25 protein-coding genes are annotated in these 23,251 nt (G+C 63.0%); 11 read left to right on the top strand and 14 right to left on the bottom strand.

Annotated features, from left to right (window positions below; genetic code table 11):
* Window positions 1-193: 193 nt before the first annotated feature.
* The 5 genes from NKH30_RS14820 to mnmE form a co-directional block, all read right to left on the bottom strand.
* A complete protein-coding gene (locus NKH30_RS14820; protein WP_352770435.1) occupies window positions 194-1,075 on the bottom strand; it encodes a ParB/RepB/Spo0J family partition protein in 882 nt (293 codons plus the stop codon).
* Window positions 1,076-1,126: 51 nt separating this feature from the next.
* Window positions 1,127-1,927: a ParA family protein gene (locus NKH30_RS14815; protein ID WP_084642633.1), complete on the bottom strand. Its 801-nt coding sequence runs from the start codon at window positions 1,925-1,927 to the stop codon at window positions 1,127-1,129.
* Between the two features lie 33 nt (window positions 1,928-1,960).
* Complete coding sequence (gene rsmG, locus NKH30_RS14810) at window positions 1,961-2,602, bottom strand: 16S rRNA (guanine(527)-N(7))-methyltransferase RsmG (RefSeq protein WP_352995958.1); 642 nt, start codon at window positions 2,600-2,602, stop codon at window positions 1,961-1,963.
* On the bottom strand, window positions 2,599-4,488 hold the full coding sequence (gene mnmG / locus NKH30_RS14805; RefSeq protein WP_352995956.1) for a tRNA uridine-5-carboxymethylaminomethyl(34) synthesis enzyme MnmG: 1,890 nt from the start codon (window positions 4,486-4,488) through the stop codon (window positions 2,599-2,601). The genes rsmG and mnmG overlap by 4 nt, the downstream gene beginning before the upstream one ends.
* 202 nt (window positions 4,489-4,690) lie before the next feature.
* Window positions 4,691-6,019, bottom strand: a complete 1,329-nt coding sequence (gene mnmE / locus NKH30_RS14800; protein ID WP_352770443.1) for a tRNA uridine-5-carboxymethylaminomethyl(34) synthesis GTPase MnmE — start codon at window positions 6,017-6,019, stop codon at window positions 4,691-4,693.
* A gap of 58 nt (window positions 6,020-6,077) precedes the next feature.
* Here mnmE and NKH30_RS14795 point away from each other — a divergent pair, with 58 nt between their 5' ends.
* Entirely contained in the window at window positions 6,078-8,096 is a 2,019-nt protein-coding gene (locus NKH30_RS14795) for a thioredoxin domain-containing protein (protein WP_352995953.1), read from the top strand.
* Window positions 8,097-8,145: 49 nt separating this feature from the next.
* Here NKH30_RS14795 and rho read toward each other — a convergent pair whose 3' ends face one another.
* The 3 genes from rho to hemE all read right to left on the bottom strand — a co-directional run bounded on the left by rho (window position 8,146) and on the right by hemE (window position 11,154).
* On the bottom strand, window positions 8,146-9,411 hold the full coding sequence (rho, locus tag NKH30_RS14790; RefSeq protein ID WP_023675925.1) for a transcription termination factor Rho: 1,266 nt from the start codon (window positions 9,409-9,411) through the stop codon (window positions 8,146-8,148).
* A 166-nt stretch (window positions 9,412-9,577) separates the two neighbouring features.
* On the bottom strand, window positions 9,578-10,123 hold the full coding sequence (gene hemJ / locus NKH30_RS14785) for a protoporphyrinogen oxidase HemJ (protein WP_502898648.1): 546 nt from the start codon (window positions 10,121-10,123) through the stop codon (window positions 9,578-9,580).
* Between the two features lie 2 nt (window positions 10,124-10,125).
* Window positions 10,126-11,154 (bottom strand): uroporphyrinogen decarboxylase, encoded by a 1,029-nt coding sequence (hemE, locus tag NKH30_RS14780; RefSeq protein WP_352980325.1) that lies wholly within the window; start codon window positions 11,152-11,154, stop codon window positions 10,126-10,128.
* Between the two features lie 401 nt (window positions 11,155-11,555).
* Here hemE and NKH30_RS14775 point away from each other — a divergent pair, with 401 nt between their 5' ends.
* From NKH30_RS14775 to dnaQ, 5 genes are all read left to right on the top strand, one after another.
* Window positions 11,556-12,374: a pyruvate, water dikinase regulatory protein gene (locus tag NKH30_RS14775; RefSeq protein ID WP_254817949.1), complete on the top strand. Its 819-nt coding sequence runs from the start codon at window positions 11,556-11,558 to the stop codon at window positions 12,372-12,374.
* Between the two features lie 168 nt (window positions 12,375-12,542).
* Window positions 12,543-13,142, top strand: a complete 600-nt coding sequence (locus tag NKH30_RS14770) for a Maf-like protein (protein WP_352473997.1) — start codon at window positions 12,543-12,545, stop codon at window positions 13,140-13,142.
* Window positions 13,135-13,977: a shikimate dehydrogenase gene (locus tag NKH30_RS14765; RefSeq protein ID WP_352995951.1), complete on the top strand. Its 843-nt coding sequence runs from the start codon at window positions 13,135-13,137 to the stop codon at window positions 13,975-13,977. Before NKH30_RS14770 ends, NKH30_RS14765 begins: the two co-directional genes overlap by 8 nt.
* Window positions 13,974-14,576: a dephospho-CoA kinase gene (gene coaE, locus NKH30_RS14760; RefSeq protein WP_352995949.1), complete on the top strand. Its 603-nt coding sequence runs from the start codon at window positions 13,974-13,976 to the stop codon at window positions 14,574-14,576. Before NKH30_RS14765 ends, coaE begins: the two co-directional genes overlap by 4 nt.
* An 86-nt stretch (window positions 14,577-14,662) precedes the next feature.
* Window positions 14,663-15,385, top strand: a complete 723-nt coding sequence (dnaQ, locus tag NKH30_RS14755) for a DNA polymerase III subunit epsilon (RefSeq protein ID WP_352770450.1) — start codon at window positions 14,663-14,665, stop codon at window positions 15,383-15,385.
* Between the two features lie 285 nt (window positions 15,386-15,670).
* Here dnaQ and secB read toward each other — a convergent pair whose 3' ends face one another.
* Both secB and NKH30_RS14745 read right to left on the bottom strand, forming a co-directional pair.
* Entirely contained in the window at window positions 15,671-16,174 is a 504-nt protein-coding gene (gene secB, locus NKH30_RS14750; RefSeq protein WP_352453643.1) for a protein-export chaperone SecB, read from the bottom strand.
* 113 nt (window positions 16,175-16,287) lie between these two features.
* A complete protein-coding gene (locus NKH30_RS14745; RefSeq protein ID WP_352491248.1) occupies window positions 16,288-16,779 on the bottom strand; it encodes an FxsA family protein in 492 nt (163 codons plus the stop codon).
* A 199-nt stretch (window positions 16,780-16,978) separates the two neighbouring features.
* Between NKH30_RS14745 and NKH30_RS14740 the strand changes: the two genes are divergently transcribed.
* From NKH30_RS14740 to NKH30_RS14725, 4 genes are read left to right on the top strand one after another with little or no spacing between them, the layout of a single operon-like run.
* On the top strand, window positions 16,979-17,686 hold the full coding sequence (locus tag NKH30_RS14740) for a Tim44/TimA family putative adaptor protein (protein WP_352697412.1): 708 nt from the start codon (window positions 16,979-16,981) through the stop codon (window positions 17,684-17,686).
* 23 nt (window positions 17,687-17,709) lie between these two features.
* A complete protein-coding gene (gene mltA, locus NKH30_RS14735) occupies window positions 17,710-18,816 on the top strand; it encodes a murein transglycosylase A (protein WP_352995947.1) in 1,107 nt (368 codons plus the stop codon).
* On the top strand, window positions 18,813-19,349 hold the full coding sequence (locus NKH30_RS14730) for a Smr/MutS family protein (RefSeq protein WP_352818052.1): 537 nt from the start codon (window positions 18,813-18,815) through the stop codon (window positions 19,347-19,349). Before mltA ends, NKH30_RS14730 begins: the two co-directional genes overlap by 4 nt.
* A gap of 53 nt (window positions 19,350-19,402) precedes the next feature.
* Complete coding sequence (locus tag NKH30_RS14725; RefSeq protein ID WP_352818054.1) at window positions 19,403-19,771, top strand: helix-turn-helix domain-containing protein; 369 nt, start codon at window positions 19,403-19,405, stop codon at window positions 19,769-19,771.
* A 9-nt stretch (window positions 19,772-19,780) separates the two neighbouring features.
* On the opposite strand, the gene NKH30_RS14720 is transcribed toward NKH30_RS14725, so the two are convergent.
* The 3 genes from NKH30_RS14720 to NKH30_RS14710 form a co-directional block, all read right to left on the bottom strand.
* Complete coding sequence (locus tag NKH30_RS14720; RefSeq protein ID WP_352473987.1) at window positions 19,781-20,398, bottom strand: transglutaminase-like cysteine peptidase; 618 nt, start codon at window positions 20,396-20,398, stop codon at window positions 19,781-19,783.
* 212 nt (window positions 20,399-20,610) lie between these two features.
* Entirely contained in the window at window positions 20,611-21,888 is a 1,278-nt protein-coding gene (locus NKH30_RS14715; protein ID WP_352818057.1) for a polyhydroxyalkanoate depolymerase, read from the bottom strand.
* A gap of 254 nt (window positions 21,889-22,142) precedes the next feature.
* Entirely contained in the window at window positions 22,143-22,502 is a 360-nt protein-coding gene (locus NKH30_RS14710) for a septal ring lytic transglycosylase RlpA family protein (RefSeq protein ID WP_352473985.1), read from the bottom strand.
* Window positions 22,503-22,807: 305 nt separating this feature from the next.
* Here NKH30_RS14710 and NKH30_RS14705 point away from each other — a divergent pair, with 305 nt between their 5' ends.
* A complete protein-coding gene (locus NKH30_RS14705; protein WP_352473983.1) occupies window positions 22,808-22,993 on the top strand; it encodes a hypothetical protein in 186 nt (61 codons plus the stop codon).
* Window positions 22,994-23,052: 59 nt separating this feature from the next.
* On the opposite strand, the gene NKH30_RS14700 is transcribed toward NKH30_RS14705, so the two are convergent.
* Complete coding sequence (locus NKH30_RS14700) at window positions 23,053-23,241, bottom strand: hypothetical protein (protein ID WP_352473982.1); 189 nt, start codon at window positions 23,239-23,241, stop codon at window positions 23,053-23,055.
* Between the last annotated feature and the right edge of the window lie 10 nt (window positions 23,242-23,251).

The raw sequence follows: 23,251 nt of genomic DNA, 5'->3' as shown, positions 1-23,251 counted from the left end.
GCCGCCGATGCTGCCAAAGTTCCCATCAGCCATCGCATCAAGAAATGCGCCTGGAACGACGACTATCTCATCAATGCCATCACTCATATGCGATAGCCCTGCCCTCAAGGGGGAGGTTTGACTACTTCGACGATTTCGCCAATCACCGCACGGCAGCAAAAATCTTATTTGCCGGCTAATTTTAGCAACCTACCTACTCCCGCTTCAGCCTTCGGCAAAGCTCGTCAAGCTGCTCCAGCGTCCGGTAGGCGACGCTGATCACGCCGCCGCGCTGGTTGTGCTCGATCGTGACGATCATGCCGATCGTGCTGGTCATCAGCCGCTCCAGCGCCAGCGTGTCGGCATCCTTTTGCGGCGGTGCGGCGGGCTGGCGTTTTGCCGACGGCGCGCCGACCGGCAGCTGCGCCAAGGCCTCGGCCTGGCGCACCGAAAGCCCCTCATCGATGATCCGCTTGGCAAGCCCGGCCGGGTCGTTGGCCGTCACCAGGGTACGGGCGTGGCCGGCCGAGAGCGCCCCGTCGACCAGCATGTCGCGGATGACGTCGGGCAGCTTGAGCAGTCTCAACGTGTTGGCGACATGGCTGCGGCTCTTGCCGATCACCTGGCCGAGATCGGCCTGGGTATAGCCATGGTCGTCGATCAGCTGCTGGTAGCCGAGCGCCTCCTCGACCGGGTTGAGGTCGGTGCGCTGGACGTTTTCGATGATCGCCAGTTCGAGCGCCGTGCGATCGTCGACGTCGCGCACGATAATCGGGATTTCGGTCAGCCCGGCGCGTTGCGCCGCGCGCCAGCGTCGCTCGCCGGCGATGATCTCGTAGCGGCCCGGTTGGGTTTTCGACGGCCGCGCCACCACCGGCTGCACCACGCCATGTTCGCGGATCGACTGGGCGAGGTCGGTCAGGTCGGCGTCGCCAAAATGCCGGCGCGGGTTTTTCGGATTGGGGCTGAGGAACTCGATCGGCACCTTGCCGTCGCCCGCCAACCCGGGCTTTTCCGGTGCCGCTGGGCGATCGATTTCGCCGATCAGGGCCGCCAGTCCCCGTCCCAGTCTTTTCCTCGAAGGGTCTTCGTTCATCGTCCGTCCAGATCGTTTCGGTATCGAATCGGGTTTATTATTTACAACCGGTTAAGCGGCACGCAATTTGCGCTCGCGGCGGATGACTTCCGAAGCAAGCTGCAGATAGGCCTGGCTGCCCGAACATTTGAGGTCGTAGAGAATCGCCGGTTTGCCGTAGGACGGCGCCTCGGAAACGCGGACATTGCGCGGGATGACGGTTTCATAGACCTTGTCGCCCATATGCGCCCGCACATCCTGCACCACCTGGTTGGCGAGATTGTTGCGCCCGTCGAACATGGTCAGCACGATGCCCTGGATCGTCAGGTCGGGGTTGATCGAGCGGCGCACCTGCTCGACCGTCTCCAAAAGCTGGCTCAGGCCCTCCAGCGCGAAAAACTCGCACTGCAGCGGCACCAGCACCGAATCGGCCGCAGCCATCGAATTCAGTGTCAGCAGGTTGAGCGACGGCGGGCAGTCGATCAGCACATAGCCGAAATTGGCCGAGCGCTCAGCCGAAGCCCGCAGCGCGTTGCGCAGCCGCAGCACCCGATCCGGCGCCGAGGCGATTTCCATCTCGATGCCGAGCAGGTCGAGCGTCGACGGTACGATCGACAGGCCAGGCACCGCCGTCGGGATCGCCGCCGCTTCGAGATCCAGCTCGCCGGTCAGCACATCATAGGACGAGACGGTGCGGTCGCGCCGGTCGATGCCAAGCCCGGTGCTGGCGTTGCCCTGCGGGTCGAGATCGACGATCAGCACCTGTTCGCCTATGGCCGCCAGCGCGGTGGCCAGATTGATGGCGGTCGTCGTCTTGCCGACGCCGCCCTTCTGGTTGGCGACGGTGATGATTCGGGGGCCGTTCTTCATCATGGGTCTATGCCAGAAATTCATTTGGGTCGCCGGTCACAAGCCAGGGTGCTGTCGCAAGTCGGATACTTCGAGAATGACGCCCTGTGCGTCGGTTGCACTGGCATGTTCTACCAGATCGAAAGACCATCGTTGAGCGCTTTCTGCCACTTCGGCGCGGTAATCCCGGCCTTTGTGAAACAGGCCGCGCGAACCCTTGGTCAGCCACGGTGCCGCCAGGTCGAGCAGGTCGGGCAGCGAGGCGAGTGCCCTGGCTGTGACGATTTGCGGTGCAGGAACAAGGGGATAGCTGTCGTCGATGCGGCGCGCGATAACCTTGGCGGGCAGGCTGAACTGTCCGATGACCGCTTGCAGGAACGATGCTTTTTTCCGGCTGCTTTCAACCAGGTCGATACCGGCGCCGTCCCGCTCGGCAAGCAAAAAGGCCAGCACAAGGCCGGGAAACCCACCGCCGGAGCCGAGATCGACCCAGCGCTTCGCCTCTGGTTTGATTCGCGCCAGCTGCGCGCTGTCGAGGATGTGGCGGCGCCAGACATCGTCCTGCGTCGATTGCGCGGCCAGATTGATCCGGCGGTTCCATTTCCGGAAGACGGCCTCGAACTCGACCAGGCGATCGAATGTTTCACGTGAAACCGGGCCCGCTGCCGCCTGCAGGTTTGCCCAGGACGCAGCGCTCACGCGACCTGCTTTCGCGCGGCCGCCTCGGCATTGCGGACATGGGCGACAATAATCGCCAGCGCCGCCGGCGTCATGCCTTCCATGCGTTGCGCATCGGCAATCGAGCGCGGCTGGCGTGCCAGCATCTTCTGCTTCAACTCGTTCGACAGGCCGGGAACAGAAGCAAAGTCGAGCGACTCGGGAATAAGCCTGCTCTCCTCATGCCTGATCTGCGAAACATCGGCCTGCTGGCGGTCGAGATAGACAGAATATTTGGCTTCCGTTTCAAGACGTTCGGCCGTTTTGCTGTCGATCGCCGCGAAAGCCGGCTCGACCCGCGCCAGCCAGGCTATGTCGACGCCGGGATAGGCCAGCAACTCATAGGCCGAGCGGCGGACGCCGTCCCGGTTGATTTCGAGCCCATGGCGCGCTGCCTCATTGGGGGTCATGGTGGTGCCGAGGGCGAGCTGTCGCGCCTTCTCAAGGTCTTGCATACTATTGTTGAACCGCTGCATCCGCTCCGGCGAGGCAATCCCCAGCCTTATCGCCAGTGGCGTCAGCCGCTCATCGGCGTTGTCGGCTCGCAGCGATAGCCGGAACTCGGCCCGCGAGGTGAACATGCGGTAGGGTTCGGCAATGCCGCGGCTGGTCAAATCGTCGACCATCACGCTGATATAGGCTTCGGTGCGGCTGAGCACGATTTCCTCGCTCGCCGACGCCTTGCGCGCTGCATTCAAGCCGGCAAGCAGCCCTTGCGCGCCGGCCTCCTCGTAGCCGGTGGTGCCGTTGATCTGGCCGGCGAGGAAAAGGCGGGCGATCCGCCTGGTTTCCAGCGTCGGCTTGAGCTCGCGTGGATCGACATGGTCATACTCGATGGCATAGCCCGGCTGCAGCATGGTTGCCCGCTCCAGCCCCGGAATGGTCTTCAGGATGTCGAGTTGCACGTCCTCGGGCAGCGAGGTCGAAATGCCGTTCGGGTACACCGTGTCGTCGTCCAGCCCTTCCGGCTCCAGAAAGATCTGGTGGCCTTCGCGGTCACCGAACTTGACGATCTTGTCTTCGATCGACGGGCAATAACGCGGCCCGACGCCTTCGATCGAGCCCGAATACATGGCCGAGCGGCCGAGATTGGCGCGAATCAGCTCGTGCGTCGCATTGGTCGTTCGGGTAATGCCGCAATGGATCTGCGGATTTTCGATGCGATCGGTCAGCAGCGAGAACGGCACGGGGTCCTCGTCCGCCGCCTGGCTCTCCAGTGACGCCCAATCGATCGTCCTGCCGTCCAGCCGCGGCGGCGTGCCGGTCTTCAGCCGCCCGAGCTTGAAGCCGGCGCGGCTCATCGTCGCCGACAGGCCGATGCTCGCCTGCTCGTTCATGCGGCCGGCGACGATCTTCTTCTCGCCGATATGGATCAGCCCGCGCAGAAAAGTGCCGGTCGTCAGCACCACGGCGCCGCAGGCGAGCCGGCTTCCATCCGCCAGCAGCACCGCCGCGATGCGTCCGTCGTCGATTTCCCCGTCGTTGATTTCGAAATCCAGCACCTCGCCTTCGATGACATCGAGGCCAGCCTGCTGGCGGATTGCCGCCTGCATGGCGAGCCGATACAGTTTTCGGTCGGCCTGCGTTCGCGGACCACGCACCGCTGGCCCCTTGCGGCGGTTGAGCAGGCGGAACTGGATGCCGGCGGCATCGGCGACGCGCCCCATCAGCCCGTCCATGGCGTCGATCTCGCGAACCAGATGGCCCTTGCCGAGACCGCCGATCGCCGGATTGCAAGACATCACGCCGATCGTGTCGAAACGCAGCGTCACCAGCGCCGTCCTGGCGCCAGCCCGCGCGGCCGCACTAGCCGCCTCGCAACCAGCATGGCCGCCGCCCACCACCACCACATCATAGTGATTGGTCATTTGTATATTCCGATTCAAATCCGCCGACACATGTGCCCGTGAGCCTGCACTGTCAAGGACACCCACTAGTCGTTTCACGTGAAACAATTCCGTCTGCGTTCATCGCTACGTGTTTCACGTGAATCATCACCGGCTTCCCCCCACTAAGCGAGCAAGCTAGCGACACGCCCGCATCTCGGTACTTGGCAATGTTTCACGTGAGTCATTTGCCGATACAGAACTGCGAAAAGATAACGTCCAGCATATCCTCGACATCGACCGCCCCGACGATGCGTCCAAGCCGATCCGCCGCCAGGCGCAGTTCCTCGGCCCGTAGCTCCTGCCCGCGATCACCACTGACCACTGCTGCGAGCAGGAAGCGTTTCGTCTCGTTGAGCAGCTCGACGTGCCGCAGCCGCGACGGCAGGACATCGCCGGCCTTGCCGATCTGGACTGCGGCACGACGCCCGATCTCGTCCAGCAATTCGGTCAGACCCGTGCCGTCCCGCGTCGAGATAGCGAAATCATAGTGCGCCGCAGGCGAGGGCGATTTGCCCCCCAGCAGGTCAATTTTTGTACCGACCCTCAGCGCCTGAATGTCGCCCGGCAGCATACCGATCGCGATTGGCTCCGCCAGATCCTCCAGCAGCAACAGCAGATCAGCGCTGTGCGCCTTGGTCCTGGCCTTCTCGATGCCGATCGCCTCGATCTTGCCGGGCGCCTCCCGCAGACCGGCGGTGTCGGTTACCCTGACCCGCACCCCTTGCAGGTCCAGTACCACCTCGAGCAGGTCGCGGGTCGTGCCCGGCTCGTCGGTGACGATGGCCGCTTCGCGCCGCGCCAGGGCGTTGAACAGACTGGATTTGCCGGCATTCGGTGCGCCGAGGATGACGACTTCGAACCCGTCGCGGATGATCTCGGCAGCCCGGAAGCCGGCGACATGGCGCTCGATTTCGTCGATCACGGCCTGAACATCCGACCAGACTGTGTCGGCGACCGAGCCCGGCACGTCGTCCTCGTCGGCAAAATCGATCTCGGCCTCGATCATCGCGCGGGCGTGGATCAGCCGTCGGCGCCAGCCCAGATAGAGTTCGCTCTGCACCCCTTGGGCGTTGTGAACGGCAAAGCGCCGCTGCGCCTCGGTTTCAGCGTTGATGAGATCGGCCAGCGCCTCGGTTTCGACCAGATCGAGCTTGCCGTTGAGAAAGGCGCGGCGGGTGAATTCGCCAGGCTCGGCATGCCTGACGCCGTCGCAGGAGGCGATCGTTTCCAGCATCCTCGCCACAACGGCGCGCCCGCCATGCACATGGAACTCTGCAACGTCCTCGCCGGTAAAACTGTCGGGGCCGGCAAAGAAGACGACCAGGCCGCTGTCCAGCACCGATCCGTCGGGCGCCCGGAACTTGCGATAGGTGGCAACGCGGTTTGGCACCTTCGATCCAGCAATCGTTTCGACAGCGAATCGACTCTGCGGCCCGGAAATCCGGATCACCGCAATGCCGGCCGGCAGGCGCCCGCTCGACAGCGCCACGATGGAGTCTTTTGAAATCATTTGCCCGCTCTGCCGAAGCGCCCTAGCTATGCCTGTTCAATCCGCATCGAGTAGTGCCGTGACATTGCCTGCACAAAACCTGCTTGCCGAAGAGGCCAGCCCCTATCTGCAGCAGCACAGCGGCAATCCCGTGCACTGGCGGCCATGGTCGCCCGCCGCTCTGGCCGAAGCAAAGGTGCTGCAGCGTCCGATCCTGCTCTCTGTCGGCTACGCCGCGTGCCATTGGTGCCACGTCATGGCGCATGAGAGCTTCGAGAACGACGACGTCGCCGCCGTCATGAACCGTCTCTTCGTCAATATCAAGGTCGACCGCGAGGAGCGCCCCGACATCGACCAGATCTACATGGCGGCGCTGTCCTCGATGGGCGAGCAGGGCGGCTGGCCGCTGACCATGTTCCTGACGCCGGAGGGCAAGCCGTTCTGGGGCGGCACTTACTTTCCGCGCGAAGCCCGCTACGGCCGGCCGGGTTTCGTCCAGGTGCTGGAGGCGGTTGACAAGGCTTGGCGGGAGAAGAAAGAAAGCGTTAACCAGAGTGCCGACGGCCTGACCACGCATGTCGAGACGCGGCTGGCGGGCAGCCATGGCAAGGCCGTGCTCGACCGCGGCATGCTGGCGAACCTCGCCAATGGCATTGACGGCATGATCGACCGCGATTTGGGCGGTCTGCGCGGCGCGCCGAAATTCCCCAACGCGCCGTTCATGCAGAGCCTCTGGCTGTCCTGGCTGCGCGACGGCACCGCATCCCACCGCGACGCCGTTCTCCTCAGCCTCGAAAAGATGCTGGCCGGCGGCATCTATGACCATATTGGCGGCGGACTCAGCCGCTACTCGACCGACGCCGAATGGCTGGTCCCGCATTTCGAAAAAATGCTCTACGACAATGCCCAGCTCATCCGCTTGTGCAATTGGGCCTATGCGTCAACCGGCGAGGAATTGTTCCGGCTGCGAATCGAAGAGACCATTGCCTGGCTGTTGCGCGAAATGCGAGTCGAGGGCGATGCCTTCGCCGCCAGCCTTGATGCCGATAGCGAGGGCGAGGAGGGGTTGTTCTACACCTGGAGCAGGGATGAGCTAGAAGCAGCCCTTGGCGACGATTCAGCATTGTTTTTCAAATACTTCACGCTTGCCGACCCGCATGGTTGGGAAGGCAAGCCGATCATTTGCCAGACTGATGCTCAACAGGCGCAGAGCGTCATCGATCGTGACCTTCTGGTTCCGCTCAAGCAAAGGCTGCTGGCAGCGAGGGAACAGCGCGTGCGGCCCGGGCGTGACGGCAAGGCCCTGACCGACTGGAACGGCTTGATGATCGCAGCCCTTGCCGAGGCCGGACGGTCGCTTGGCCGATCCGACTGGATCGAAGCGGCGGCAGCGGCCTTTGCCGCCATTGCGGCTGCCGGACGTGACGGCCGCCTGCCGCATTCGATGCTCGGCGCAAAGAAGCTGTTTCCGGCTCTGTCGAGCGACTATGCCGCCATGGCCAACGCCGCCATCTTACTGTTCGAGGCGACCGGCGATCCCGACTATATAGATCGCGCCGGGAACTTCATTGAGCAACTCGATCTTTGGCACCGGGACAGCGACAAGACCGGCTACTATCTGACCGCGTCCGACAGCGCGGATGTGCCGATCCGCATCCGCGGCGATGTCGACGAAGCCATTCCTTCCGCTACCGGCCAGATCATCGAAGCCCTGGTCCGATTGTCGTCGCTTTCGGGCGATCTCGATCTCTGGGAAAAAGCCTGGACAGTCGCAGAGCACGCGGGCGGGCGGGCGGAGCACCAGGGCTATGGCCAGGCGGGTATAGTCAATGCCTGTGCCTTGGCGCTTGAACCGCTGAAGTTGGTGATCGTGGATAGACCGGAGCATCCAAGGCTTGTTCCGGTTGCGAATCGAAATCCAGACCCGCGCCGGGTGGACATCGTCGTGCCTGTTGGCTCGGCGACAAATCTGCCGGCCTTGCCAGGCGGCGTCCTGCCGCCAACGGCCGAGCCCGGCGCCTGGCTCTGCACGGGGCAGGTCTGCCTGCCGGTGATAACCGACGCTGAGGAACTCGAGCGGCAGTTGCGCCGTCGATAGGTCGAGGTGCACAGAACCGGAACGCCGGCGGGACAGCGCCTTGCCCCCTTTACGTATTCATCGAATCGAAGAAATCCGCGTTGGTCTTGGTCTGCTTGAGCTTGTCGATCAGGAACTCGATGGCGTCGGTCGTTCCCATCGGCGCCAGGATGCGGCGCAGCACGAAGATCTTCTGCAGGTCCTGGCGCGGAACCAGCAGGTCTTCCTTGCGGGTGCCGGATTTGAGGATGTCCATGGCCGGATAGATGCGCTTGTCCGCCACCTTGCGGTCGAGCACGATTTCCGAATTGCCGGTGCCCTTGAACTCTTCGAAGATGACCTCGTCCATGCGGCTGCCGGTATCGATCAGCGCCGTGGCGATGATGGTCAGCGAGCCGCCTTCCTCGATGTTGCGGGCAGCACCGAAGAAGCGCTTCGGCCGCTGCAGCGCGTTGGCGTCGACACCACCGGTCAGCACCTTGCCGGATGACGGCACGACGGTGTTGTAGGCGCGGCCGAGGCGGGTGATCGAATCCAGCAGGATGACGACGTCACGGCCGTGCTCGACCAGGCGCTTGGCCTTCTCGATGACCATTTCGGCAACCTGGACGTGGCGCACCGCCGGCTCGTCGAAGGTCGAGGACACCACCTCGCCCTTCACCGAGCGCTGCATGTCGGTGACTTCCTCCGGCCGCTCGTCGATCAGAAGCACGATCAAATAGCATTCCGGATGGTTGGTGGTGATCGAATGGGCGATGTTCTGCAGCAGCACCGTCTTGCCGGTGCGCGGCTGCGCCACGATCAACGCGCGCTGGCCCTTGCCGAGCGGCGCCACCAGGTCGATGACGCGCGCCGAAATATCCTTGGAGGTCGGAACCTCCATCTCCATCTTCAGCCGCGAGGTCGGATAAAGCGGCGTCAGATTGTCGAAATGAATTTTATGGCGGATTTTTTCCGGGTCGTCGAAATTGATCGTGTTGACCTTGAGCAGCGCGAAATAGCGCTCGCCCTCTTTCGGGCTGCGGATCGGCCCTTCGACCGTATCGCCGGTCTTCAGCGAGAACCGCCGGATCTGCGACGGTGAAATATAGATGTCGTCGGGACCCGGCAGATAGTTGGCATTGGCGGAGCGCAGGAAGCCAAAGCCGTCCTGCAGCACTTCGACGACGCCGTCGCCGATGATCTCGATATCCTGGGTCGCCAGCCTTTTCAGGATCGCGAACATCAGCTCCTGCTTGCGCATGACGCTGGCGTTCTCGACCTCGAGCGATTCCGCATAAGCGATCAGCTCTGGCGGTTTCTTGTTCTTGAACTCTGTGAGTTTCATTTCTTGCATCATTAGACGGACTCTGAGTAAGCTTTGGGAAAAATATCGGCGGGATGCGACAAATGCCGGGCGCGGCCGAAGCGATAAATGGGCGGCGCATGACGGGAAGGAAGACCCGTCTTTTATCGTCGGTCGGTTGAAAGAGCAAGCCGCCTTTTGCGGGCAACCGAAGACGTCAGAACGGTTTCACGATTACCAGAACGACGATGACGATCATCAGCAATGTAGGGATCTCGTTGACGATCCGCCAGTGCCTTGCCGATTTTTCATTGCGGTCTTCGGCAAATTTGCGGACGGCGCCGGCGAGATAGCCATGCACGGCCGACAGGCCCACCACCGCAGCGATCTTGGCATGCAGCCAGCCGCCTTGAAAACCAAAGCCTTTCCAGGCGAGCCACAGGCCGAATGCCCAGGTGATCACCATTGCCGGATTGATGATGCCGCGCAGCAGGCGGCGCTCCATCACCTTGAAAGTCTCCGACTGGACGGAGCCTTTTTCGGCATCGGCATGATAGACCAGCAAGCGCGGCAGATAGAGCATGCCAGCCATCCAGGAGATGACGGCAATCACATGGATCGCCTTCGCCCAGGGATAGAAATCATCGGGCCCGAAGAAAAACAGCAGCCCGGCCAGCACCAGAAAGATGGCGATCGCGATTGCCGCGCGGCGCATCGCGCCCTTACCGGTGTTGGTGCCGTTCGCATTGTCTGCGCCCATCATCGTCACGATGCGCTCCGCACCAGTTTCACCATCTGCTCGACATGCGCCAGCGGCGTCTCCGGCGTGATGCCGTGGCCGAGGTTGAAGATCAGTGGTCCGTCGCCCAGCGCCTTCAGGATCGCCCCCACGCCGTCGGCAAGCGCTTTGCCGCCGGCTACAAGCCGCAGCGGATCGAGATTGCCCTGCACGGCGCCGTCACGCTGCAATTCCTTCGCGCTCGACAACGGCACGGTCCAGTCGAGGCCCAGCCCGGTCACGCCGGTCTTCTGGCGATAGCTTCGATAGTGATCTCCCGCGCCCTTGGGAAAGCCGATGACCGGAACATTGGGATGGGCAGCCTTCACTTGCCGGACGATCGAGGCCACCGGCTCGACGCAGAACAATTCGAAAGACGCTTCGTCGAGCACGCCTGACCACGAATCGAAGATCTGCACCACGTCGGCGCCGGCCTCGATCTGGCGGATCAGATAGGCAGCCGAATGATCGGCGAGCACCTTCAGCAGCCTAAGAAAGGCCGCCGGCTCGCGATAGCCGAACAGCCTGGCCGGCGCCTGGTCGGGCGTACCGTGGCCGGCAATCATGTAGGTCGCCACCGTCCAGGGCGCACCGCAGAAGCCGATCAGCGTCGTTTCATCAGGCAGTCTGGCGCGCAACCGCCGCACCGTCTCGTAGACCGGCTCGAGATTCACGTGAAACGTTTCGCCGTCGAGAGCCGCAATTTCCGCAGCCGTGATCGGCGTCAGCAGCGGGCCGCGTCCTTCCTCGAAGCGCACGTCGCGGCCGAGCGCATGCGGCACGACAAGAATATCGGAAAACAGGATCGATGCATCGAAGCCGAAGCGTTCGATCGGCTGCAGCGTCACTTCGACGGCGAGATCCGGGTCGTAGCAAAGATCGAGGAAGGATCCGGCCCGTCTCCTCGTCTCCCGGTATTCCGGCAGATAGCGGCCGGCCTGGCGCATCATCCAGAGCGGTGGCGGAAACGCCGCCTTGCCTCTCAACACGTCCAGCACGATCCGGTCTTGAGGCATTGAGCGCTCGCCTTTCCAGGCTTCCCTATAATTAAATATTCTATTTTTAGGAATCTTATGATTCTAAGAGTCTGTTGGTTGTGGTGGTTGTCTCCTGTCCCGCTTTGCCCTCGAAAAGACCAGCCAGCATATTGTCGCGCGCTTCTCCAACGGGATTGCAGGACTTTGTGGAAAGTCGGGAATTTACGACTGGAGTCAACGCGTTGCCGCCAGGCCAGGGAAATTGCCCCTGTGGATGAAGCGAAGGCAAAAAGCTCCGTCCCCGGACTTGTCCCCAACCGCCCGGAGAAGCCGACAGCACATCGAATTGTGGACAAACCGCCATCTGATACAGTCGCTTTGCGGTGGCCGAGTTTCCCGCCCGGCTTATCCACATCGGCCCACAGCCTGGAATGTATCCTGTGAACAAACCGCAGAGCTTCTTTCACCTTCACCTGATTTCCGACGCCACCGGCGAAACGCTGCTGGCCGCCGGCCGCGCGGCTTCCGCGCAATACAAGGACGCGCGCGCCATCGAACATATCTACCCGCTCATCCGCACCGAAAAGCAGGTGACGAAGGTGTTCGAGGATATCGAGGAGGAGCCGGGCATCATCCTCTATACGGTGGTCGACCAGAAGCTTGCCCGCGGCATCGACGAACGCTGCGCGGCCATGGGCCTGCCTTGCGTCTCGGTGCTGGAACCGGTGCTGACGGTGTTCCAGTCCTATCTCGGCACGCCGGCCGGCCGCCGCGTCGGTGCCCAGCATGTGCTGGACGCCGAATATTTCCGCCGCATCGACGCGCTCAACTTCACCATGGAGCATGACGATGGCCAGCTGCCGGCCAATATGGATGATGCCGACATCGTGCTCGTCGGCATCTCCCGCACCTCGAAGACGCCGACCAGCATCTATCTCGCCAATCGCGGCATCAAGACCGCCAACATCCCGATCGTGCTCGGCGTTCCGGTGCCCGAAAGCCTGGTCAATGCCACCAGGCCGCTGATCGTCGGCCTGGTCGCCACCGCCGAACGGATCTCGCAGGTCCGGCAGAACCGCATTCTCGGCACCAGCGCCTACGAACCGACCGACTATGTCGACCGCGCCGCGATCGCCGAAGAGCTCGCCTATGCCCGCCAGATATGCACGCGGCACGGCTGGCCGATGATCGACGTCAGCCGCCGTTCGATCGAGGAGACGGCGGCGGCCATCGTTGCCCTGCGCGGCAAGACGCGCTAGGGCGTGTAATATTCAGGTGATGCCGGCCTGCAAACGGCGGTTTCCTGCGCTTCCGGTGCTCACGTACGAAATGTACGCTCCGCTCCGGTTCTCGGAAGCCACCATTTTCGGCGCGGCCTGACCTGAATCTCGACGCACCCTAGTGACGCCAGCAAACGGGCGAAAAAAATGGCCGAAAAAATCATCCTTGCCTCGGGCAGCCCGTTCCGCAAAGCGCTGCTCGTCAATGCCGGCGTCACTGTCGAAGCGGTTCCGGCTTCTGTCGATGAGCGCGCGCTCGAGGCGCCGCTGCAGAACACTGGCGTGTCGCCGGAGGACGTCGCCCTGGTGCTCGCCGAAGCCAAGGCCACCGACGTCAGTGAGCGCAAGCCCGGCGCCCTGGTGCTCGGCTGCGACCAGACGCTGTCGCTCGGCGACGAGCTGTTCCACAAGCCGGCCGACATGGAAGGAGCGCGCCGTCATCTGCTGGCGCTGTCGGGCAAGACGCATCATCTCAACAGCGCCGTCGTGCTCGGCCGTGACGGCCAGGTTCTGTGGCGGCATGTCGGCATCGCCAGCCTGACCATGCGCAAGCTCGATCCGGCCTTCATCGGCCGCCATCTGGCGCGCGTCGGCGCCAAGGCGTTGTCCAGCGTCGGCGCTTACCAGATCGAAGGCGAAGGCATCCAGCTGTTCGAAAAAATCGAAGGCGACTATTTTACTATTGTCGGCTTGCCACTTTTGCCGGTGCTGGCCAAGCTGCGTGAGTTCGGGGCGATCGATGGCTGAGGCCCCAAAAAAAGCCTTCGTCACCGGCCACCCGATCGCGCATTCCAGGTCTCCGAAGATCCACGGCCACTGGCTGGCGAAATACGGCATCGACGGCGTCTACGAGGCCATCGACGTTGCACCGGAGGCCTTTGCCGAATTCCTGCAGGCGCTGCAGGCACAAGGCTATCGCGGCGGCAACGTCACCATCCCGCACAAGGAAGCCGCCTTCGCACTGGCGGCGCGACGCGACGCCGACGCCGAACAGATCGGTGCGGTCAATACGCTGTGGTTCGAGAATGGCGAATTGTGCGGCGGCAACACCGATGCCCATGGCTTTGCCGCCAATCTGGACGAATATGCACCGGGCTGGGCGGCCAACGGCCCCGCCGTGGTGCTCGGTGCCGGCGGCGCCGCTCGCGCGGTCATCCATGCGCTGAAGCAGCGCGGCGTCAGCGACATCCACATCGTCAACCGGACGCTTGCGAGGGCGCAGGAGCTGCGCGACCGCTTCGGTGCCGGCGTTTCCGCCCACAACCTCGCGGCGACCGGCGAATTGCTCGAAGATGCCGGCCTGCTGGTCAACACGACAGCGCTCGGCATGCATGGCAATGAAGGCCTGTCCGCGGATCCAGGCAGACTGCCGGACCGCGCCATCGTCACCGACATCGTCTACGTGCCGCTGGAGACGCCGCTGCTTGCTACCGCCAAAGCGCGCGGCCTGAGAACCGTCGATGGGCTCGGCATGCTGCTGCACCAGGCGGTGCCCGGCTTCGAGCGGTGGTTCGGCATCAGGCCAGAAGTCACCGCCGAACTGCGGCAAATAATTATTGCCGATATCGGCGCGATAAAATGATCGTGCTCGGCCTCACCGGATCGATCGGCATGGGCAAATCGACCGCGGCCAAGATGTTCGCCGAGGCCGGCGTGCCGGTCCATGATTCCGACGAGGCTGTGCATCGCCTTTATGCCGGCAAGGCCGCGCCCTTGGTCGAGGAGGCCTTTCCCGGCACCACCCGATCCGGTGCGGTCGACCGCGCGGCACTGGCGGAGCGGGTGCTCGGCGACGCCGCCGCGCTGAAACGGCTGGAAGCAATCATCCATCCGCTGGTCCGTGCCGACGCCGATGCCTTCCTGGCTGAACATCGTGCCGCCGGCGCGCCGCTTGCCGTGCTCGATATACCGCTGCTGTTCGAGACCGGCGGCCGCAACCGCGTCGACAAGGTCGTGGTCGTCACCGCGCCGCCCGAAGTCCAGCGCGCCCGCGTGCTGGCGCGGCCGGGCATGAACGAGGAGAAACTGGCGTCGATCCTGGCCAGGCAGGTTCCCGACACCGAAAAGCGCCGGCGCGCCGACTTTGTCATCGACACCGGTCAGGGCTTTGACGCCACTCGCGCGGCCGTCAAGGCCATCATCGCCGAACTAGTCGTGGATAAGGCAGCCAGGCCTGGTTAAGAGGCTTGCAGACCCACATTACTTGTTGCCATTTTGTTCCTGGTGTGATTCGGTTAGAATGATGCCGGCACCAGTGGACTGATTCGATGCGTGAGATCATCTTCGATACGGAAACCACCGGCCTCGACACGCGCGAGGACCGCGTCATCGAGCTTGGCGGCGTCGAGCTGGTCAACCGCTTCCCGACCGGCCGAACCTTCCACAAATACATCAACCCGCAAGGCCGCCAGATCCATCACGAGGCGCAGGCCGTGCACGGCATCAGCGCCGCCGATCTTCAGGGCAAGCCGACTTTCATGGAGATCGCCGAGGAGTTTCTGGCCTTCATCGACGGCGCCAAACTGGTCGCGCACAATGCCGGCTTCGACATCGGCTTCCTCAATCTCGAATTCAGCCGGCTTGGCCATCCGGCCATCGATCCGGGACGGATCGTCGACACGCTGGCGCTGGCGCGCCGCAAGCATCCGATGGGCCCCAATTCGCTCGACGCGCTCTGCCGCCGCTACGGCATCGACAACGGCCGCCGCACCAAGCACGGCGCGCTGCTCGATTCGGAATTGCTGGCCGAGGTCTATATCGAGCTCATCGGCGGCAAGCAGGCAAGCCTTATCCTCGACAGCATCCTGACTCCGGCGGGCGGCAGGCAGAATGTCGACGACATCGATATTTCGATCGGTGTGCGGCCGATCGCCTTGCCGTCGCGCCTGACCGATGCCGAGCGCGCAGCACACGCAGGCATGGTTGGCAGCCTCGGCGAAAAAGCGCTGTGGCTGCGCGTCCCCCCGGAAGCGAGTTCCGCGGCACAGTGATTTTGACCGGAGTGATCCTTCGCGCCCCCCTCTGTCCTGCCGGACATCTCCCCCTCAAGGGGGGAGATTGGCAGACCCAGCGTCTCGCTCATTCCTGCGGCGATGAAGGATTGGCGAAGGCTGACGTGAAGTCCGATCTCCCCCCTGTTCGCGATGTCTCCGGTCCAAACACCCCCTTGAGGGGGAGATGGCCGGCAGGCCAGAGGGGGGTACTGCCCCGCCGGCGTCTCAAACAAAAAACCCGGCTTCGCGCCGGGTTTTTCAAACGCTGCGAGCCAACCAGCCTCAGCTCACCTTGACCTTGGCGGCGGCAGCCTGGTCCTCGGCCAGCTTCTGCTGGAACATCTGCGCGAAATCGATCGGGTCTAGCATCAGCGGCGGGAAGCCGCCGTTGCGTGTTGCCTCGGCGATGATCTGCCGGGCGAACGGGAACAGCAGCCGCGGGCATTCGATGAACAGGATCGGCAGCATGTGCTCCTGCGGGAAGCCGCTGATGGAGAAGACGCCGCCATAGACCAGCTCGACGTTGAACAGCACTTCCTGGTCGAACGACGCTTTTGCGTTCAGCGTCAAATTGACGTCGAACTGCTTGTCCGAAAGCGGGTTGGCGTTGACGTTGACATTGATGGCGATGCCCGGAGCCTTGTCGCGGCCGCGCAACGAGTTCGGTGCGCCGGGGCTTTCGAAGGACAGGTCCTTCACATATTGCGCAAGCACGTTGAGCGAAGGCTGCGCCGCATTTCCATTACCGTTGGCTGCGCCGGTCGGCGCGTCGTCGTTGCTGGCCATAAGCTGTGGTCCTTTTGCCTGGGCAGCGTTGCTGACCGGATTGAAATTCGGGCGTTCGCTATCATGGCCGGCCCGACAAGACAAGTTTGCAAAAGACGCCGGTTGCCTTGCAGCTACTCGTCCTTGAGGCGGCGCCAGGGAGAACCCGGTCCGCGCGTATGGTCGTCGGCCCGCGAATAGTCGCCGTCGTCGAGATCGATGGTCTTGCCGCGTTGCCTTGCCCGCAAACCACTGCTGAAATCGGTTGCCAGCACGATGCGGCCTTTCAGCATCCGCCAGGCAAGATCGCGCACCGGCGGCAGGAACAGCAGAAGGCCGAAAATATCCGAGATGAAGCCGGGGATGATCAAAAGGATCGCTGCCAGCACGATCATGGCGCCATGCGCAAGCTGGCCGCTCGGATCACGCCCGGCATCCATTTCGGCACGGACCCTGGCCATGACGCCAAAACCCTGGTGCCGCAGCAGCAGGGCGCCGGCGACACTCGAGGCCATCACCAAGCCGACTGTCGCCAGCGCGCCGACCTGGCGGCCGACAATAACGAAACCGGCTATCTCCAGCAGCGGAAGCGCGAGAATGAACAGGGGAAGCAGCGAGATACGCAAATCTTGACCGATCGTTTTCGATGTTTTGCCGGCCGGCGAGCAATCGCCGCTGGCACCAGAGCTGTTAGATAGGTATGGCTGCCTTTGATTTGAATGATTGCGCCATGCGTTCTATATGCTTTGGATACTGAACGCTATGTGATCGCGGCCCTTGCTTGGCCGCTGGTCCGGCCAAAGCAGGGATTGATTGGCGCAAGATATGGGCTTCTTCGACTTCGGCACGATTTTCTTTCTGATTGCGGCGGTGGTGATCTTCTTCCAGCTGCGCAACGTGCTTGGCCGACGCACGGGCAACGAGCGCCCACCCTTCGATCCATATACGGCAGCGCGCAAAAACGACAAGGATGCCGCCCAGAAACCCGAGAACGTGGTCTCGCTGCCGCGCAAGCGCCTGGCGGGAGAGCCGGCGGCCGATGCCTATGTGGCGATCGATGCCTTTGCCAAGCCGGACACCGATCTCAACCGGGGCCTGCGGGCGATCAAGGACAATGATCCGACCTTCGACCCGAAGACCTTCGTCGACGGCGCCAAGATGGCCTCCGAGATGATCGTCATGGCCTACGCCGATGGCGACCGCAAAACGCTGAAGAACCTTTTGTCGCGCGAGGTCTATGACGGCTTCGTCGCGGCCATCGGCGACCGTGAGGCGAAAGCCGAAAAGATCCAGTCCTCCTTCGTCGGCATCGACAAGGCCGACATCGTTTCGGCCGAGATGAAGGGCAGCGAGGCCCACATCACGCTGCGCATTGTCAGCGAACTGATTTCGGCGACCCGCGACAAGGCCGGCGCCGTCATCGACGGCGATCCCGAAACCGTCGCCGAGGTCAAGGATGTCTGGACCTTCGCTCGTGACGCGCGCTCGCGCGATCCGAACTGGAAGCTCGTCGCCACCGAAGAAGAAGACTGAACTGGACGGCGGCGGAGGCTGTCGTGTCGCTTTCTCGAGCCTTCAGCGAAAAATCCTTTGGCGAATTGCCGGGCTGGGGTGAGGACGACCATCTCCCTGCCTTTGACGCCTTTCGCCGCTCAGCCTTTCATATCCTGAGCAAACCCTACCGCTCCGGCGCGCTCGGCGTCGACTACAATGGCTTTGCCGACGCCTATGCCGAAGCGCGCACCGTTTCGCCGGCGAATCGGTCGCAGGCTCGAAGCTTTTTCGAGCGCCATTTCGTTCCGGCCCGTATCGATGCCGAAGATGGTGGTCCCGGCCTGGTCACCGGCTTTTATGAGCCGGAGGTCGAAGCCTCGCCGGTACGCACGCAACGGTTTTCGGTGCCGTTGCTGGCGCGCCCGGCCGACCTAGTCGACATCGACGACGGCAATCGTCCTTCAGCCTTGGATCCTTATCTCGCCTTTGCTCGTGCGGCGCCGAACGGCCCGGTCGAATATTTCGACCGCGGCGAGATCGAACGCGGCGCGCTTGCCGGAAAAAGGCTGGAAATCGCCTGGCTCGCCGACAAGGTCGACGCCTTCTTCATTCACGTGCAGGGCGCGGCACGCCTCAAGATGACCGACGGCAGGCTTCGCCGCATCACCTATGCCGCCAAATCCGGCCAGCGCTTTACCGGACCGGGCAAGATCTTGAGCGAGGAAGGCGAGATCCCGCTGGAGAAAGTGACGATGCAGTCGATCCGTGCCTGGTTCAAGGCGCATCCGGAACGCGTCGACGAGATCCTTTGGCGCAACCGCTCCTACATCTTCTTCCGCGAGATGGGCGTCGACGACTCAGAGCTCGGCCCGATCGCTGCCGCCAAGGTGGCGCTGACCCCCGGCCGCTCGATCGCCGTCGACCGACTGCTGCACACGTTCGGCACGCCCTTCCATATCGATGCGCCGTCGCTGACCGCTTTCGACGGAAAACCGTTCCGGCGGCTGATGATCGCGCAGGACACCGGCTCGGCGATCACCGGGCCGGCCCGCGGCGATCTGTTTGCCGGGTCGGGCGATGCTGCCGGCGAGATCGCCGGCGTTATCCGCAACGCCGCAGATTTTTATGCGCTGATCCCCCGGCCGCTGGTTTCAGGAGCAGGCCGATGACCCGGCGCATCGACAGGCTGAGCGAGGACGACCGGGTGCTGTGGAACCTGGTGGCGCACACGGCAAAACCGCTGAAGGGCAGAACCGCCGTCGAAATTCCGCACGTCGGGCCGGAGACCGACGAGACCAGGCAGGCGCCGCCGCGGGCACAGGTCGCGGGCAATGCTGCCACGGCCGCAAAGCCGAAGGCGCAGCATGTCTCCCACGCACTCGACGAACCGACGCTGGACAAGCTGTCGAAGGGCCGGCTGCCGATCGAGGGCCGCGTCGACCTGCATGGCCTGACGCAGGACGAAGCCTATTCGCTGCTGTTTTCCTTTCTGCACCGGGCGCATGCCGGCGGCATCCGCTACGTCCTCGTGATCACCGGCAAGGGCTCTTCGTCGGGCGGCGATGGCGTCTTGCGGCGCGCCGTGCCGTCATGGCTGTCGACACCCGCCTTCCGGCCCCTCGTCTCCAGCCACGACCATGCCGCCCGCAAACATGGCGGCTCGGGTGCGCTCTATATCCGCTTGCGGCGGGCGCGCTCATGAGGAAACGCTGATGAGGGACGCACCTATGAGGATGCACCCATGAAGGTGCGCTTGTGACCCCGTTCGGCGAAAAGCTTCGCGTGCTGCGAAACGAGCGCGGCGTCAGCCAGAAGGACATGGCCAAGGCGATCGGCGTCAGCGCAGCCTATCTCTCGGCGCTGGAACACGGCCGCCGCGGTGCGCCGAGCTGGACGCTGATCCAGAAGATCATCGGCTATTTCAACATCATCTGGGACGAGGCCGAGGAACTGGCGCGGTTGGCCGAAACCTCGCATCCGCGCGTCAAGCTCGACACGTCGGGTCTTAGCCCTGCGGCGACCGAGCTTGCCAATCTCCTGGCCGACAACATCGAAAAGCTTGACGAAGCCGAGCTTCGCCGCATCATTGCGTCGCTCCGCGCCGCACTGGCACGACCGAAATGAGCTGCCTTGTTACTGGACAGAGCCGACCAGCACCTGCTGGCCGCCGCGGATCGAGACCCAGCGGCCGGTATTGTCGATCGCCTGCCGCTTGAGGAAACGATAGCCGGTCTGGTCCCAGGAACGGACCTGGTCGGTCAGATTGTCGAGGATGTAGTCGCCCTTGTCGGTGCGCACCGTCAGCACGGCGTGGCCTTCGCCATCCGGCTTGCGCACGACGGTCATCAGCAGATCGGAAAACGAGACGCCCAGCCGGTTCAGCTCACGGCGCTTTTCCAGGACATAGTCCTCGCAATCGCCGACGCCCTTGTCGGGATAGGCCCAGACCTCGTCCTTGCCGTAGATGTCGAAGTCGCTCTCCGGCTTGACGGCGGCGTTGACCCTTGTCGTGACGCTGAGCAGCTTGCGCCACAGCGAGCCGGTCAGGCTGGCGGGCGACAGATCCTTCGGGCGGATCGAACATTCGGACGCGTAGCTCTTGCAGAAATCATAATGGCCGATCGGCTGCGAGGTCGGGCCACCTGTTATCATCGGGCTGGCTGCCGAGGCCGAACCGGCCCAACCTGCCGCCACAGTAAGTCCGGCCAGCGCACACAGGCGCAGCGTTCTCGCCATTGGTGAGGAAATCATTGTCCCCGCTTGTCCCTTGTTGTTAACGAAACGTTAAGGGGTATTTACAGTCCGTGTCAATTATGAGGATGGATTGATTTTTGCGGCATGGTTACCCGCGTGGCGCCAACGCGACTATTGTGCAACAGGTCGACCGGCCGCACGGCCCCGCCAACCGATGATTTTGGCATTGACCGACCTGATGCGGATTGACGGGCATCATCACTGGTCGCCTATTTCTTGCCGGCCCTGACCAGCTTGGGCTTGACCGCAACACGGTTCTGACGGCCGTAGCTGGTAATGAAGTCGACGATGCGCGGCACGATTTCGGAGCGGAAGCGCGAGCCGTTGAACACACCATAATGGCCGACCGCCGGCTGCATGTAATGGGCGTGCCTGTCGGCCGGGATGTTGATGCACAGGTCGTGCGCAGCCTTGGTCTGGCCGAGGCCGGAGATGTCGTCGTTCTCGCCCTCGACCGTGAACAGGGCGACATTGCGGATCACCGAAGGGTCGACCGCCACGCCGCGATGCGTCATCGTGCCCTTGGGCAAGGCCTGGCGGACAAACACGGTGTCGACGGTCTGCAGGTAGAATTCCGCCGTCAGATCCATCACCGCCAGATATTCATCGTAGAACTCGCGGTGCTTCTCGGCATTGTCGCCGTCATGCTTCACCAGATGCATGAAAAAGTCCTTGTGGGCGATGATGTGGCGGTCGAGGTTCATGCTCATGAACCCCGAAAGCTGCAGGAAGCCAGGATAGACCTCGCGGCCGAAGCCCGGCACCGGCCAGGGCGCGCGCATGATGACGTTGTCGCGGAACCAGTCGATGCCCTTTTCTTGCGCCAGCAGATTGACCGCCGTCGGATTGCGGCGCGTGTCGATCGGCCCGCCCATCAGCGTCATCGTCGAGGGCACGAACGGATCACCCTTGGCTTCCATCAGCGCCGCCGCCGCCAGCACCGGCACCGAAGGCTGGCACACCGCCATCACATGGGTGTCGGGACCCAGCGCATGCAGCATGTCGACGATGTAGTCGATATAGTCGTCAAGATCGAAGCTGCCGTCGGCCAGCGGCACCATGCGGGCGTCGACCCAGTCGGTGATATGCACGTCGGCATAGGGCAGCATCGCCTCAACCGTGCCGCGCAGCAGCGTCGCGTAGTGGCCAGACATCGGCGCGACGATCAACAGTTTCGGATCCGGTCGGCGCCCAGCAGGAACCGCCCGCTCGAAACGGACCAGGTTGCAGAACGGCCGCGACCAGACGGTATGTTCGCTGACCTCGACGGTTTTCCAGTCGACCACGGTCTTGGTCAGGCCGAATTGCGGCTTGCCGTAGCGGCGCGTCGTGCGCTCGAACAGTTCGGCCGTTGCCGCAACCGAGCGACCCCAGGACGTGTGTGAGACCGGGTTGAGCGGATTGGAGTAGAACAGGCGCACCGCATCGGCATAGAGGCGCGCCGGCTGCAAGGCGGCGTGGTTCAGTTCGTAGAGCTGGTAGAACATCGAGAACCCCGCTGCCGACTGCGATCGAAGGGCCGACGAGCAGCGCCGAGCCTTGAATGCCTTGCGGGGAAGTTAGCAACAATCTGCTGCGATGCAATACGTCAACTTGCGTGATTTAGGCTCGTTCTTTCGTCCAAGGCGTTGAGAATCCGCCTGGAACGGCAACAGCCGGCTCAATGTGCACCTGCGAAGGCCAGGCAGGCAGCACGGCTATTGGGACGAGCGTCGGAGGCGGTGTCCGGCCGTGGCGGCCGTTAGACCCGTGCCATGCAGACAGCGGTGTGACCCGAGCTGATGAAGCCAAGCTGACTGGCGGCGCCCTTCGACAGATCGAGCATCCGCCCCTTGATGAACGGGCCGCGGTCGTTGATGCGCACGACGACACTGCGGCCATTGTTGCGATTGGTCACCTTCAGCTTGGTGCCGAACGGCAGGCTGCGATGTGCGGCGGTCAGCGCCGACGGGTTCATGCGTTCGCCGGAAGCGGTTCTGGAATGCAGTGAGTACCAGGACGCACGGCCGCACTGAGCGGCGGCGCTGGCAGTGGATGCGCCGACCATCAGGCCAGCCGCGATCGTGGCCGCGACAAGCGCGGTCTGGTTGCTTTTGTTCATGTGTTGGGGACTGGCTCCGTTGACAGACCCGCAGCGGTTAGGGACGAATGAGGCAGCAAATGCGGCAATGATCTGTCGGTTCCATGGCAATGTTACACGTTTGGAGTCGATGCGAAACAATTTGTCAGAGATTTCCCGCAGCGCGGCACAGCTTCCTTGATGATCTTTCCACCGATCTCCGCATGTCTTGCGCAGGATCAGAGGTTAGCATCTAAGTAGAAGTTGGCGTGATTGGGTTGCTTCTTTTAGCTGTTCCATTTCGGCCGGAACGCGGCTGATGATCGACTTGGAGAGGAGTTCTAGCGATGAGATTGATCAAAAATCTGCTGGCCTTGATTGTGCTCGCCATCGGCGTGCTGTGGTCATTGCAAGGCATCGGTTGGGTCCAGGGCAGCTTCATGACCGGCCAGTCGCAATGGCTCTATGCCGGCATCGTGACCGCGCTGGTTGGCTTGGTCGGCCTGGCCTGGGCAAACCGTTCGCGCGGTTGAGCAGGCGTCCATGCTCAAGCTCCCTTCAGAGCAGCGCACAACGGACCGGTGGCGGCCGCTCACCGCGACCAGTACTGCCAGCCCCAGTAGAAACTTTCGTCGCGCGGCGGCAGGCGGTTGCGCTCGGCGTCCAGATGCACCGGTGTCGGCGTTTTGCGTTCGTCTTCAGGCGGCTGTTTGTCTCCGGCCTTGATCAGGCGGAGCCAATGGCCGAAATGCGCAAACAGTACAGCGGTGGAATGGGGCATCGTCACGTCT

Source organism: Mesorhizobium sp. M1273 (genome assembly GCF_040318195.1).
In the GTDB taxonomy this organism is placed as follows: domain Bacteria; phylum Pseudomonadota; class Alphaproteobacteria; order Rhizobiales; family Rhizobiaceae; genus Mesorhizobium.
Note: the sequence above shows the minus strand (reverse complement) of the source record. Positions and strands in the feature narration are given on the sequence as shown.